Origin of the sequence: Clostridium sulfidigenes (assembly GCF_052067195.1) — a bacterium.
GTDB classification, from domain to species: Bacteria; Bacillota; Clostridia; order Clostridiales; family Clostridiaceae; genus Clostridium_J; species Clostridium_J sulfidigenes.
In genome coordinates this window covers 15,602-28,604 of sequence record NZ_JBQHQR010000011.1, presented here as the reverse complement: position 1 = coordinate 28,604, position 13,003 = coordinate 15,602, and the positions used below count along the sequence as shown (strand labels likewise).

Here is a 13,003-nt window from a genome sequence, read left to right as displayed (position 1 = left end):
TACTACAGCAAGTTTAGTTATATATAATTATATGAATAGATTAAACAAATAAAATAAACAATACAAAATTTTAATACATTTTAAAAGAAAGCTTCAAATTTCTATCATTTATAAATAATATCGAATTATATTAATCATATAAATATTATTTTCCAAAGTTACATTTAAATGAAATATACAATTAGGAGGTGATCCTTTGAATAGTGAAAATTTACATAGCATGAGTGTTATAGAATTAAAGAGTATTGCAAAGGAATTAGGAATAAAAAATATTACTAAGTTTAAAAAGAATGAATTAATTGAAGAAATTGAAAGAGTATCTTTAAAATCTGGTGAGATTAAAAATGAAGAAGATTCCCATAAGGATGATGAAAAAATACAACCTGCTCAAATAAAAAAAGAAGGTATAATTCTTAAGGAGAAACTTACTAAGAAAGATGTAGAAGAAGATAATAGTAAAGATGAAGTTATTAGTAAAGGTTTGGACATTGAAGAATCAAAGGAAACTGTAGTGGAAGAAAAGGTTGATAGTATAGAAGAGAAGCGTGAAAGATTAAAGAGTTTAATAAGTGAATCAGAAACATCAAAAGGAATATTCGAATTAAGTGACAATGCTAATTTTGGATTACTTAGAATGAATAACTATTTAAGTGGAAATAACGATATATATGTTTCAATATCTCAAGTTAGAAGATTTAATCTTAAGAATGGTGATGAAGTAGAAGGTAAAGTAAGAAGCTCTAAAGAAGGAGAAAAATATCAAGCTCTTCTACAAGTAACAAAAATAAATGGTGAAAATCCAGAGAGAGCTGTTGGGAGAACATCTTTTGAGAGACTAACTCCTATATATCCTACAGAGAGATTGAAATTAGAAACTGAGGATTCTAAAGATTTATCAACTAGATTAATGGACATATTATCACCTATAGGGAAAGGTCAAAGAGGTGTAATAGTTGCTCCACCTAAAGCCGGAAAGACTTCTATCTTAAAGAAAATTGCTCATAGTATAGCAGTTAATCATCCAGAAGTTAAAGTTATAGTACTTCTTATCGATGAAAGACCAGAAGAGGTTACAGACATGCAAAGATCTATTAAGGGAGATGTAATTTACTCAACCTTTGATGAAGAGCCAGAACATCATGCGAAGGTAGCTTATATGGTGCTTGAAAGAGCAAAAAGGATGGTAGAACAAGGACAAGATGTAATAATTCTTTTAGATAGTTTAACAAGATTAGCTAGAGCTTACAACTTAACAATAACTAGAACGGGTAGAACTCTATCAGGTGGATTAGATACAGGAGCTTTACTTATGCCTAAAAAGTTTTTTGGTGCAGCTAGAAATGTTGAGGAAGGCGGAAGTTTAACTATTCTTGCTACAGCTTTGGTTGAGACTGGAAGTAGGATGGATGATATGATTTTTGAAGAGTTTAAGGGTACTGGTAACATGGAAGTACACCTTGATAGACAGCTACAAGAACGTAGAATCTTCCCAGCTATAGATATTTATAAGTCAGGAACTCGTAGAGAGGATTTGCTTCTTACAAAATCACAGCTTGAAGTTAGTTATAACATAAGAAAGATTATGTATAAGACAGGGAACCCTCAAGCTGTTACTGAAAAACTTATAGGAATTTTATCAAAAACTAACAATAATGAAGAATTTTTTGAAATTGTATCTAAAAACCAAGATATATTAAAATAGATTATATGAAAAGCCATAGGTAGAGTTTATACCTATGGCTTTTGGACATAAAAAAATAGGAGAAGTATTCTTCTCCTACATAAAAATATATATGATTATTCGCTTTTAAGGTTGAATTTTTTCATAAACTTGTCAACTCTTCCACCAACGTCTACATTCTTTTGCTTACCAGTAAAGAATGGATGACATTTTGAACAAATATCAACTTTTAATTCTGATTTAACAGAACCTGTTACAAAAGTATTACCACAAGCACACTTAACAACAGCTTCGTCGTTATAGTTTGGATGTATTCCTTCTTGCATTTCATTTCACCTCTTTCGATATAACATACATACCCGTATTATCAACTATTAGATTATAACATAGAGATAAAATAAGGTCAATATGATTATTAATTGTATTATATAGTATTAGTGTATATAAAAATATTTATTTTTGAAAATGTACTTATAATATTAATTTGATTAATGGAGTTTTTTCTACTAAAATAATATTATGTGATTAATTGATGGACTTTGGAGGAATATTACTATGAGTAAACTATATTTTAGATATGGAGCAATGAATTGTGGAAAGTCTACAAATCTTCTTCAAGTAGCTTATAATTATGAAGAAAGAGGAATGAAAGTAATAATAATTAAACCCAAGACTGATACAAAGGGAGGAAATAAAATTGTATCTAGGCTTGGAGTTACAAAAGAAGTAGATTTAAGTTTTTCTAAAGGAGAGAATATTTTTACTACTGTAGAAGATTATATAAAGAAAAATGGACAAATTCACTGCATACTAGCAGATGAAGTTCAGTTTTTTACAAAAGATCAAGTTGATGAAATGTTTATGATAGCTGTTAAATTAAATATTCCAGTAATATGCTATGGTTTAAGAACAGATTTTCAGATGGAGGGCTTTGAAGGTAGTGAAAGACTTTTACTAGTAGCTCATAGTTTAGAGGAGCTAAAAACAATTTGTAAATGTGGTAAGAAAGCTATATTAAATGGAAGAAAGATTAATGGTAAATTTGTTTTTGAAGGTAATCAAGTTGCCATTGATAATGAAGACAATGTAGAGTACGAGTCTCTTTGTGCAGAATGTTATATTAAGTATGAAGAGGAAGCAGCAAATAGTAGATAACAACTAAAATAATAGGATGCTTATATTAAGATAGTATTATGAAGTTAGAAATAAGAAATATGAAATAGAAGGCAGGTGTTAAAATGGAAAAGAAGACAACGGTCGGGGGACAGGCAGTTATAGAGGGTGTAATGATGAGGGGATCTAAGGGGCTTGCAACTGCTGTAAGGCTTCCTAATGGTAGTATTGAAGTTAAAAAAGAATCAAGTGAAAGCTTGACTAAGAAAAATAAATTTTTTGGATTTCCTATAATTAGAGGATTTATATCTCTTATAGAATCATTAATTATAGGTATAAAAAGCTTAGAGTATTCAGCTTCCTTCTTTGAGGATGATGAGGAAGAGTCAGAATCCAAATTTGATAAATGGTTTGATAAAGTTTTTAAGGAGAAAGGAAATAGTGTACTAATGGGTATATCATTAGTTCTTTCCCTAGCTTTTTCTATATTACTCTTTTTTATTTTACCAACGGCATTAACTAGTTTGGTAAAAAAAACAATAACATCTAATGTGGTAGTTTTAAATATTATAGAAGGAATAATAAGAGTTATAATATTTATAAGCTATATATTTATTGTTGGAAAACTAGAAGACATAAAAAGAGTATATCAATATCATGGAGCTGAGCATAAAACTATATTTTGCTATGAAAGTGGTATAAATTTAACACCAGAAAATGCTAAGAAGTTTGGAAGACTCCATCCAAGGTGTGGAACTAATTTTTTATTCTTAGTTATGGTTATTAGTATAATTATATTTTCCTTCACGGGATGGCAATCTATAGGTCAGAGAGTGATTTCTAGAGTATTATTACTACCAGTGGTATCTGGAGTAACTTATGAGGTTATAAAATGGCTAGGAAAGAGTGATAGTAAAATATCAAAAATTATTGCATGGCCAGGGTTACTTTTGCAAAAGATAACAACACAAGAACCGGATGAATCTATGCTTGAAGTTGCAATAACTTCATTAAAAGCTGCAGAGGGGTTAGAATGAATTATAGTGAATGAGGAACAATATGAATATAAATGAAGCGTTAATAAAGGCATATGATATATTAAAAAGTAGTGATATTGAATCATACATAATAGATGCACAGCTTCTATTATGTAGGGTTTTAAATGTAGAAAAGTTGTATATAATTATGAACAGGTCAGAAATATTAACTTTAGATAAAGAGCAAGAGTTTTTTAAACTTATAAATTTAAGAAGTTGCAAAAAGCCTATGGCATATATTCTAGGGCAAGTTGAATTTATGGGTATTAACTTTTTCGTAGAAGAGGGAGTGTTGATACCAAGACCAGATACAGAGATTTTAGTAGAAGAGTGTATTTCTATAATAAAGAAAAATAATATAAGTTTAATATGTGATATGTGCTGTGGAAGTGGAGATATTGGAATTTCCATAGGCCATTATGTGGAAAATAGCAAAGTGTGGTTATACGACATAAGTGATATAGCATTAAATGTAACTAAAAAAAATATTTCAAATTTAAATTTAGGAGAAAAGACCAATGTAAATAAAAGTGATTTATTTCAATTACCAATAAAAGAAGGTTTAAAATTTAATATGATAGTGTCAAATCCACCATATATTAAGGAGGAAGTAATTCCTACACTTATGGGAGATGTTAAAGACTATGAACCTCACCTAGCTCTTTCAGGAGGTCAAGATGGACTTGATTTCTATAGAAGGATATGCAAAGAAGGAAAAGAGGTACTTTCCTCTGATGGATATTTATGCTTTGAAATAGGACATGATCAGGAAATGGAAGTAAAATCTATCATGAAAACTGAAGGATTTAGTGATATATATAGTTTAAGGGATTTGGGTGGAAATCATCGAGTTGTCATAGGAAAGTTACCATAAATAATATTTTTATGATATAATGTAATGATGTAAAAAATTAAGATTTATGATTAAATTACGGAGAGTGTTAATATATGTTAGAGAGATTAGGTTTTTTAGAAAACAAATATGATGAATTATCAAATATGATTAGTGATCCTAGTATTATGGCTAATCAAAAGGAGTGGCAAAAACTTTGTAAAGAGCATGCAGAATTAGAGATAATAGTAGGAAAGTATAGAGAATACAGAGATGCTGAAAATGCATTAGCTGAAAATAAAGAAATGCTAAATGAAGAATCAGATAGAGAAATGAGAGAGATGATTCAAGAAGATATAAAGGCATTAACGGAACAATGCGACAAGTCTAAGGAAGAAATAAGAATATTATTATTACCTAAAGACCCTAATGATGATAAGAACGTATTTATAGAAGTTAGAGGTGGAGCTGGCGGAGATGAAGCAGCCTTATTTGCAGCTAACTTATTTAGAATGTATACAAGATATGCAGAGCGTAACAGATGGAAAGTAGAAATAATGAGTGCTAATGAAACTGATATTGGTGGATTTAAAGAAGTAGTATTCATGGTTAAGGGTGATAAGGCTTATAGTAAATTAAAGTATGAAAGTGGAGTGCATAGAGTTCAAAGGGTACCTGACACGGAATCAAGTGGTAGAATCCATACATCTACAGCCACTGTTGCAGTACTTCCAGAAGTTGAGGACGTAGATATCGACATAAATATGAATGATATAAAAATAGACGTATTTAGAGCTTCAGGAAATGGTGGACAGTGCGTTAATACAACAGATTCAGCAGTAAGAATGACTCACTTACCAACAGGACTTGTAGTTTCATGCCAAGATGAAAAATCCCAGCTTAAAAACAAGGAAAAGGCTATGAAAATATTAAGAGCTAGACTATATGAAGCAGCAGAAGCAGAAAGAGCTAAAGGAATTGCAGATGATAGAAAGAGTCAAGTTGGAACTGGAGATAGAAGTGAAAGAATTAGAACCTATAACTATCCTCAAGGAAGGGTTTCAGATCACAGAATAGGATTAACTCTTTATAAACTTGAAGCTTTCCTAGATGGAGATATAGATGAGATGTTAGATGGGTTAATAACTGCTGACCAAGCCGAAAAAATGAAGGCAATGGGAAATGGTATTTAGGTATTAAATTTTGTAAGGTGGAGGATTACTTAATGGATATAGATAAAGTCCTAAAGAAGCAAAGAAAATCTTACAAAAGGTTTATGCTATCTATGGGCTTTATTTTTATAATATTGCCTATAGTGTTGCTTATAGCTAAACAAATAAATATATTTTTTATTATATATCTTTGTGTTATTGAAAGTTTAATATTATTTTCTGTACTAATGAGATACAATGAAGAATATTTAAAATTTCAATTATATGAAGATAAAATACTGATATCTATTTTAGGTGGTAGAATAAAATATAAAATTCACTATAGTAAAGTAGCAATTATTCATACAATACCTCAAGAAAAGTACTTTGATATATTGATAATAACAAAGTCTAAGTTTAGGAATAAAAGATTGAGATTGGTTACGAATAAAGTGCTAGAGAGATTCAGTGGCATAGGAAAATATTATGTTAAAGTAAAAATGCCTAAGGATGATGACTATTATTACTTTGTAGTAAAACGAGGTGGAGTAAAGAAATATATGCTATTAGATCTACTTTTTAAGTATTGTGTAACTGCTGTATTTACTGAGGATGCTATAGCTAATATAAAAGAATATAGAAAACAGAATAAAACATAGAATTTATAAATATATTTTACTAATAATAATTTTCAAGGAGAAATTATGAATAGTACTATATTTATAATAGGAATTTTTTCTGCTATAGTATCTCTAATAGGAACTATGGTTGGTGCATTAATTGGAGTATCCTTAAAAAATCCTACTGACAAGTTATTAGGAGTTTTATTGGCAGTTGCTACAGGGATAATTATATCAATAATTTTCTTAGAACTTATACCAGAATCAATTGATAAGATTGGCTTTATTAGAACTCTCATAGTTATAATTATTGGAGTAATAGTTATATATTTTATAGATTGTTTAATTAAAGTAAGTAGCCACAGTAATGATAGAAATCCAAATATGATAAATCATACAAAAGTTGCAATATTAATGGCTTTAGGGTTAATGATGCACAACTTTCCAGAAGGCATTATAATGGGTTTTGGATTTGTTAAGGGTTCGGGATTAGGTATAAAGATGAGTATATTAATATCCATTCATGATATACCAGAAGGAATTGCCATGGCAACACCGTTAATAGCTGCTGGCAAGAAACCATTTAAAATTTTATGGTATAGTTTTTTAGTAGCATTTCCAACTGTTATAGGAGCCTGGATAGGCATGTTAATTAATTCTATATCATCTTCGTTTTTAGGCTATAGTATTGCCTTTGCCAGTGGAATTATGCTTTATGTAGCTTTTGGGCAAATGCTTCCGGAAAGCAATGAATTGCATAGTAGTTATACAAATGCAATGTGGATTATATTTGGAATTATATTTGGGTTTGTAATGATAAATTTATTTTAATGGATTATTGAAGTGGGTGTTAATAGGTATGAAAACAAAAGTTGTGATGTTAAGTGAGAAGACTCCAGATGAAAGTGTGATAAAAGAAGCAGGAAAAGTTATAAAAGATGGTGGCCTTGTAGCCTTCCCTACGGAAACCGTATATGGATTAGGTGCTAATGCGTTAGATAGTGAAGCAGTAGCTAAAATTTTTATGGCAAAGGGTAGGCCACAAGATAATCCTCTGATTATTCATGTAGGGGATTATAATATAGAGCCCTATGTTAAAAATGTACCAATTGTAGCAAGAGAAATAATAAAAAAGTTTTGGCCAGGACCAATAACCATAATACTTGAGAAGACTGAACTAGTTCCACAGGTTACTAGTGCAAAGTTGCCTACTGTGGGAATTAGAATGCCACAAAATAATATCGCTATAGGTTTAATAAAAGCCGCTGGAGTACCTATAGCAGCACCTTCAGCTAATATATCCGGTAGACCTAGTCCTACAGACATGGAAAGTTGTGTTGAAGATTTAGAGGGAAAGGTAGACTATATATTAGGAGGAGAAAATAGTATTGTAGGTGTAGAATCAACTATAGTAGATTGTACAGTTTCCCCTATATGTATTTTAAGACCAGGCGCTATAACCTTAGAGATGTTAAGGGAAATAGATAATCAGGTTTATATAGATCCATCTGTATTATCAAAGCCTACAGAAGATTTTAAGCCTAAGGCACCAGGAATGAAATATAGACATTATGCACCGAAGGCTCCTGTGAAGATAGTAGACGGTGATATAGATAAAGTTGTTGCAAAAATTAATGAAATAGTATTAAATTATATTAAACAAGGTAAAAAAGTTGGAATTATTGCAACTGATGAAACAAAATCTTTATATAATAAAGGAACTGTTGTTTCTATTGGAGCAAGATGTGATATAGAAGATATAGGTAAAAATTTATTTAGAGTTTTAAGAAGTTTTGATAGTATAGACATTGATATAATTCTTTGTGAAGCATTTGAAGAGAGTGGAGTAGGTACTGCAGTAATGAATAGACTTAAAAAAAGTGCTGGCTTTAACATATTAAAAGTATAATTGGAGGGATAAATATGAAAATAGCAATAGGTAGTGATCATGGTGGTTTAAGATTAAAAAAAGAAGTAATTAAACACTTAGAAAAAAAGAACATAGAAGTTAGGGATTATGGTACATATACAGAAGATTCTTGTGACTATCCAGATTTTGCTGAAAAAGTGGCTGAAGTAGTAGTTGCTAAAGAATATGATTATGGAATTTTAATATGCGGTACAGGAATTGGAATAAGTATATCAGCTAATAAAATACCAGGAATAAGAGCGGCGCTATGCAGTGATACTTTTAGTGCACATGCAACTAGAGAACATAATAATGCCAATATATTAGCAATGGGAGAAAGAGTTGTAGGAATCGGACTTGCTTTAGATATAGTTGATGCATTTCTTGGATCAACCTTTGAAGGTGGAAGACACGAGAATAGGGTTAACAAGATAATGGAGATAGAAAAAAAATATAATAAATAATTTTAGGAGGATAAGAACATATGAGTAAAGTTACACAAATAGACCATCCATTAATACTACATAAATTAGCATTCATGAGAGATGTAAATACGGGGTCTAAGGACTTTAGAGAATTAGTAGAAGAGGTTGCTATGCTTATGGCTTATGAGGTTACTAGAGATATGCAACTAGAAGAAGTAGAAATTGAAACTCCTATAGGAATTACAAAGTGTAAAGTTCTTGCAGGAAAGAAAATGGCAATAGTACCTATACTAAGAGCTGGACTTGGAATGGTTGATGGTATGCTTAAGCTTATACCTGCAGCTAAAGTTGGACATATAGGTATGTATAGAGATGAAGAAACTTTAATGCCGGTAGAATACTTCTGTAAATTACCTCAAGATATAGAAGATAGAGATATTATAGTAACTGACCCAATGCTTGCAACTGGAGGTTCAGCTATAGATGCAATAAATGCTCTTAAGAAAAGAGGGGCTAAAAATATAAGACTTATGTGTCTTGTTGGAGCTCCTGAAGGAATAAAAGCTGTTATGGAAGCACATCCAGATGTGGATATATATTTAGCTTCAATAGATGAGAAATTAAACGAACATGGATATATTGTTCCAGGCTTAGGTGATGCTGGAGATCGTTTATTCGGAACTAAGTAGTATATTATTACAATTGTAATATTGCCCTGATTAGATTTAGATTTCTAATCAGGGTATTTTTCTAAGAAAAATAATATTAACATATTAGATTCCATACAAAAAGGAGCTCTAGTTAATACTAGAGCTCCATATATTATTTAGGTAAATTTTATAAAATTGGGGGAATGGGGGTTATTTACCAAAATATCTTTGTAATAAACCGTTGAAAGCAGCACCGTGTCTAGCTTCATCTTTGCACATTTCATGAACTGTATCATGAATTGCATCTAGATTTAATTTTTTAGCTAATGTAGCAAGGTCTTTTTTACCTTGGCAAGCACCATGCTCAGCATCAACTCTCATTTGTAAATTAGTTTTTGTATCTGCTACAACTACTTCTCCTAATAATTCAGCAAATTTAGCTGCGTGTTCAGCTTCCTCAAATGCTATTCTCTTATAAGCTTCAGCTACTTCAGGATATCCTTCTCTATCTGCTTGACGACTCATTGCTAAGTACATTCCAACTTCTGTACATTCTCCAGTAAAGTTAGCTCTTAATCCTTCGATTACTTCTTGATCAACTTCTGCTGCAATTCCTATTCTGTGTTCATCAGCCCAAGCTAGGTTGCCTTCTGATTTTTCTACAAATTTATCAGCACCTGCCTTACATACTGGACAAAACTCTGGAGCTGAATCTCCCTCGTGAATATAACCACAAACTGTACATACAAATTTTTTCATAAATATTTCCTCCTTAAATCTTCATATTATAATAATTTTTGTTTTTAGATTTTCTCGATGTATTTATCTTATGAACTTATTATATACTATTAAATAATAATTATCAAGAGAAAATTATTATTTTTTATTATTTTTTTTTAGGTAATAAAAAAATACTATAACTTTATTATATTACTTAATAAGGTTAAGATCATATAATATTCTGTATTTTAATATAAAGTTCAAATATTTATAACTTAGTTTAGTATAGAAATAGCATCGATAAGATACAATAAAAATAACTTTAAAGGATAAAAGTAAAGCAATAAGCCTAAAAACAATGTTTCTATAGAGAAGAGTAGCCCTTATTAGTTAGAATTTTGAATAAGTTAATAAATATTTAATCAATATTAAGTAAAATTAAACGGAGCATCCGTTTTTCTAATAAATGCAATGCATAAAAAATTGCATACAATGAATATACAATTATATACTTTTTTATATATAAAGTGTAATGTAGAGGTTTAAATTGATTTATTAGAGTTTATTAGGGAATATTTTAGTAAGAAATCTTTTAATTCAGAAAATAATTGATATTTTAAATTCTTTTGACTACTTATTGTAAATTTTCAGTTTTAACAGACAAATGAATAAAAGTTTTTTTAAATAATCCTTTTATTGTAAAACCTCAAAAAATGTAGCAAAGCAGAGAGAACTTGTACTATTATTGATTATTTACTTCTTTAGAACTAATTTGACCTAATTTGGTGGAAATTTAGGTTTTAGAAGATTTGAACCTAGATGTATAATATCATATATGCAAAAGCGAGGTGGTCCAATCCAATGAATAAAGAGTGCTCAGAGGTTATTAAGCTTGTTGGCTTATTTGATTCTATTATAGGAATTATAGTTTCATTAATTTTAATGTTATTCTTTAACTGGATATCCTGGTTTTTTTTATTGGGGATAATTTGTAGTTTTGTGAATTTTATTATTAACTCACTGACAACTGAAATGATTATTATGAAGGATAAGAGATTTAAAGGTTTATTAATACTTTTATCCTATATAGTTAGAATAGGACTTGTTTGTGGAATATCTCTCGCTATAATTAAGAAAAGTGAGGTGAGCTTTTTTATTTTTATTGCAGGATATACGGCTCAGCTATTAGCTATATTATGTTATGGTTTTAGCTTGAAGAGTCAGAAAGGAGTATGATGTTATGGAAGAAATGGCACCTTTGTTTGCAATTAATATCTTTGGATATAAATATGAAATTATGTCAAGTGTTTTTATACAATGGGTATTTATTGCATTAGCATTGGTTTTATCCATTCTATATAGTAGAAAGGTTAAAAAAGTTCCAGGTAAGGTACAAAGTATTGTAGAAGTTGGAATAGAATTTTTATCTAATGTAGTTAAAGATAACATGGGACCAGGTTCAAGTCCTTTTATTCCTTACATAGGATCCTTAGGAATTTATTTATTTTTATTAAATATGGTAGGGTTATTTGGAATAAAGCCACCTACATCAGATTTTAGTGTAAGCTTAGGAATTGCACTTACTACTTTTTTTGTAATTCAAGGGCATACTATTAAAAAGCTAGGTCTTTGGGGTTATTTTAAAGGATATGCATCTCCTGTACCATTATTGTTACCAATAAATATAATGGAGAGAATTATGCTTCCAATATCATTAAGTCTAAGACTTTTTGGAAATATCTTTGCAGCAACAATGATCATGGAACTTCTATACGGAGCTCTTACAGGATTAAATTTTATTGCAGCAATAGGATTACCTATACCGTTCCATTTCTATTTTGATATATTTGATGGAACCATACAAATGATTATTTTTGTAATGTTAACAATGATTAATATTAAGATTACAGCAGAACATTAAAAACTAAATTTAACTAAATAAAAATTATTAATAGTAAATTACTATAAATATAAAAAATATTTATTTTTGAGGAGGAATTATAAATGGATTCAGCAGCTTTTATAGCAGGAATGTCAGCATTAGGAGCAGGTATAGCAGCACTTGCAGTTATTGGTGGAGGATTAGGAACAGGAAATGCTACTGGTAAAGCAGTAGAGAGTATAGCAAAACAACCAGAGGCTAGTAGTAAAATAATGAGTGCTTTAATAGTAGGGGGAGCTTTATCAGAGGCCACAGCTATATATGGATTTTTACTTGGATTGTTATTAATATTATTCGGAGTAAAAGGTTAATATCTTAGTAAAAATATTGAGAAGGAGGGTATAGTTCCATATCTTAATTAGTTGCATTTTGAAGAAGATATAGTAGGTAGTGTAGTATATATTTGTAATTAAATTAAGAGGATGATGTGGAACGTAGCTTATGAATATTGATTGGAGTATTATAGTACCATCAACCATCAATTTCTTTATATTTTATTTAATACTAAGAAAATTTGTGTTTAATAAGACTTTAGCAGTTATCAATACTAGAAAAGAAGAAGTGGAAAGTGCTTTCAAAAAGGCTAGGGATGAAGAAGAAAGAGCGAAGTTATTAAAACAAAAGTATGATGAAGATGTTAAAAGATATAGAAATGATGGCTTGAAATTAGTAGAGAGTTATAAGCAAAAAGCTGATAAAGTCTATGCTGAGATAGTTGAAGACTCACAAAGAGAAGTAGCTAACATAAAAGAACGAGCTACTAAAGAAATAAAAAGGGAAAGAGAAAAAGCTAGTAAAGAAATTAAGCAAGAAATTATTGATTTATCCATGAAACTTGCTGAGAAAACTTTAGAGAAAGAAATTAATGAAGAAAGTCACAGAGAGTTAATTGATAAATTTATAGCTAAGGTAGGTATTTAAAA

16 protein-coding genes are annotated in these 13,003 nt (G+C 30.0%); 14 read left to right on the top strand and 2 right to left on the bottom strand.

Going from position 1 to position 13,003, the window contains the following annotated elements:
• The first annotated feature begins 196 nt into the window (after positions 1-196).
• Positions 197-1,702, top strand: coding sequence for a transcription termination factor Rho (rho, locus tag ACTNBA_RS12945; RefSeq protein WP_441074579.1), 1,506 nt, complete (start codon positions 197-199; stop codon positions 1,700-1,702).
• Positions 1,703-1,797: 95 nt separating this feature from the next.
• Here the strand turns inward: rho and rpmE are convergent, their stop codons facing one another.
• Complete coding sequence (rpmE, locus tag ACTNBA_RS12940) at positions 1,798-2,007, bottom strand: 50S ribosomal protein L31 (protein ID WP_035135372.1); 210 nt, start codon at positions 2,005-2,007, stop codon at positions 1,798-1,800.
• 229 nt (positions 2,008-2,236) lie between these two features.
• On the opposite strand from rpmE, the gene ACTNBA_RS12935 reads away from it, so the two are divergent.
• From ACTNBA_RS12935 to upp, 9 genes are all read left to right on the top strand, one after another.
• A complete protein-coding gene (locus ACTNBA_RS12935; protein ID WP_441074577.1) occupies positions 2,237-2,836 on the top strand; it encodes a thymidine kinase in 600 nt (199 codons plus the stop codon).
• Positions 2,837-2,919: 83 nt separating this feature from the next.
• On the top strand, positions 2,920-3,831 hold the full coding sequence (locus ACTNBA_RS12930) for a DUF1385 domain-containing protein (protein WP_346877567.1): 912 nt from the start codon (positions 2,920-2,922) through the stop codon (positions 3,829-3,831).
• A gap of 22 nt (positions 3,832-3,853) precedes the next feature.
• Positions 3,854-4,705, top strand: a complete 852-nt coding sequence (prmC, locus tag ACTNBA_RS12925) for a peptide chain release factor N(5)-glutamine methyltransferase (protein WP_441074575.1) — start codon at positions 3,854-3,856, stop codon at positions 4,703-4,705.
• A 74-nt stretch (positions 4,706-4,779) separates the two neighbouring features.
• Entirely contained in the window at positions 4,780-5,856 is a 1,077-nt protein-coding gene (prfA, locus tag ACTNBA_RS12920) for a peptide chain release factor 1 (RefSeq protein WP_441074573.1), read from the top strand.
• 32 nt (positions 5,857-5,888) lie between these two features.
• Positions 5,889-6,473, top strand: a complete 585-nt coding sequence (locus ACTNBA_RS12915; RefSeq protein WP_346885077.1) for a hypothetical protein — start codon at positions 5,889-5,891, stop codon at positions 6,471-6,473.
• A 45-nt stretch (positions 6,474-6,518) separates the two neighbouring features.
• Positions 6,519-7,265 (top strand): ZIP family metal transporter, encoded by a 747-nt coding sequence (locus tag ACTNBA_RS12910; RefSeq protein WP_441074572.1) that lies wholly within the window; start codon positions 6,519-6,521, stop codon positions 7,263-7,265.
• Between the two features lie 28 nt (positions 7,266-7,293).
• Entirely contained in the window at positions 7,294-8,343 is a 1,050-nt protein-coding gene (locus ACTNBA_RS12905) for an L-threonylcarbamoyladenylate synthase (protein WP_441074569.1), read from the top strand.
• Between the two features lie 14 nt (positions 8,344-8,357).
• Positions 8,358-8,807 (top strand): ribose 5-phosphate isomerase B, encoded by a 450-nt coding sequence (gene rpiB / locus ACTNBA_RS12900; protein WP_441074568.1) that lies wholly within the window; start codon positions 8,358-8,360, stop codon positions 8,805-8,807.
• Between the two features lie 20 nt (positions 8,808-8,827).
• Entirely contained in the window at positions 8,828-9,457 is a 630-nt protein-coding gene (upp, locus tag ACTNBA_RS12895) for a uracil phosphoribosyltransferase (RefSeq protein ID WP_343824941.1), read from the top strand.
• Between the two features lie 171 nt (positions 9,458-9,628).
• On the opposite strand, the gene ACTNBA_RS12890 is transcribed toward upp, so the two are convergent.
• A complete protein-coding gene (locus ACTNBA_RS12890) occupies positions 9,629-10,177 on the bottom strand; it encodes an NADH peroxidase (RefSeq protein ID WP_035135384.1) in 549 nt (182 codons plus the stop codon).
• An 822-nt stretch (positions 10,178-10,999) separates the two neighbouring features.
• Here ACTNBA_RS12890 and ACTNBA_RS12885 point away from each other — a divergent pair.
• The 4 genes from ACTNBA_RS12885 (at position 11,000) to ACTNBA_RS12870 (ending at position 13,001) form a co-directional block, all read left to right on the top strand.
• Positions 11,000-11,374 (top strand): ATP synthase subunit I, encoded by a 375-nt coding sequence (locus ACTNBA_RS12885; protein ID WP_035135386.1) that lies wholly within the window; start codon positions 11,000-11,002, stop codon positions 11,372-11,374.
• A 4-nt stretch (positions 11,375-11,378) separates the two neighbouring features.
• Positions 11,379-12,059 carry a F0F1 ATP synthase subunit A gene (locus tag ACTNBA_RS12880; RefSeq protein WP_441074565.1) on the top strand — a complete coding sequence of 227 codons (681 nt, stop codon included), beginning with the start codon at positions 11,379-11,381 and terminating at the stop codon, positions 12,057-12,059.
• Positions 12,060-12,142: 83 nt separating this feature from the next.
• On the top strand, positions 12,143-12,391 hold the full coding sequence (gene atpE / locus ACTNBA_RS12875) for an ATP synthase F0 subunit C (RefSeq protein ID WP_035135390.1): 249 nt from the start codon (positions 12,143-12,145) through the stop codon (positions 12,389-12,391).
• 130 nt (positions 12,392-12,521) lie between these two features.
• Complete coding sequence (locus tag ACTNBA_RS12870; protein WP_035135392.1) at positions 12,522-13,001, top strand: F0F1 ATP synthase subunit B; 480 nt, start codon at positions 12,522-12,524, stop codon at positions 12,999-13,001.
• Positions 13,002-13,003: the final 2 nt, after the last annotated feature.

What these genes read in the sequence shown, in the direction of transcription:
- ACTNBA_RS12935 (WP_441074577.1), top strand. Translation starts at nt 2,237, where the DNA reads ATGAGTAAACTATATTTTAGATATGGAGCAATGAATTGTGGAAAGTCT.
- rpmE (WP_035135372.1), bottom strand. Translation starts at nt 2,007, where the DNA reads ATGCAAGAAGGAATACATCCAAACTATAACGACGAAGCTGTTGTTAAG.
- ACTNBA_RS12870 (WP_035135392.1), top strand. Translation starts at nt 12,522, where the DNA reads ATGAATATTGATTGGAGTATTATAGTACCATCAACCATCAATTTCTTT.
- ACTNBA_RS12890 (WP_035135384.1), bottom strand. Translation starts at nt 10,177, where the DNA reads ATGAAAAAATTTGTATGTACAGTTTGTGGTTATATTCACGAGGGAGAT.
- ACTNBA_RS12905 (WP_441074569.1), top strand. Translation starts at nt 7,294, where the DNA reads ATGAAAACAAAAGTTGTGATGTTAAGTGAGAAGACTCCAGATGAAAGT.
- ACTNBA_RS12880 (WP_441074565.1), top strand. Translation starts at nt 11,379, where the DNA reads ATGGAAGAAATGGCACCTTTGTTTGCAATTAATATCTTTGGATATAAA.
- ACTNBA_RS12885 (WP_035135386.1), top strand. Translation starts at nt 11,000, where the DNA reads ATGAATAAAGAGTGCTCAGAGGTTATTAAGCTTGTTGGCTTATTTGAT.
- ACTNBA_RS12915 (WP_346885077.1), top strand. Translation starts at nt 5,889, where the DNA reads ATGGATATAGATAAAGTCCTAAAGAAGCAAAGAAAATCTTACAAAAGG.
- upp (WP_343824941.1), top strand. Translation starts at nt 8,828, where the DNA reads ATGAGTAAAGTTACACAAATAGACCATCCATTAATACTACATAAATTA.
- rpiB (WP_441074568.1), top strand. Translation starts at nt 8,358, where the DNA reads ATGAAAATAGCAATAGGTAGTGATCATGGTGGTTTAAGATTAAAAAAA.
- prfA (WP_441074573.1), top strand. Translation starts at nt 4,780, where the DNA reads ATGTTAGAGAGATTAGGTTTTTTAGAAAACAAATATGATGAATTATCA.
- atpE (WP_035135390.1), top strand. Translation starts at nt 12,143, where the DNA reads ATGGATTCAGCAGCTTTTATAGCAGGAATGTCAGCATTAGGAGCAGGT.
- ACTNBA_RS12930 (WP_346877567.1), top strand. Translation starts at nt 2,920, where the DNA reads ATGGAAAAGAAGACAACGGTCGGGGGACAGGCAGTTATAGAGGGTGTA.
- ACTNBA_RS12910 (WP_441074572.1), top strand. Translation starts at nt 6,519, where the DNA reads ATGAATAGTACTATATTTATAATAGGAATTTTTTCTGCTATAGTATCT.
- prmC (WP_441074575.1), top strand. Translation starts at nt 3,854, where the DNA reads ATGAATATAAATGAAGCGTTAATAAAGGCATATGATATATTAAAAAGT.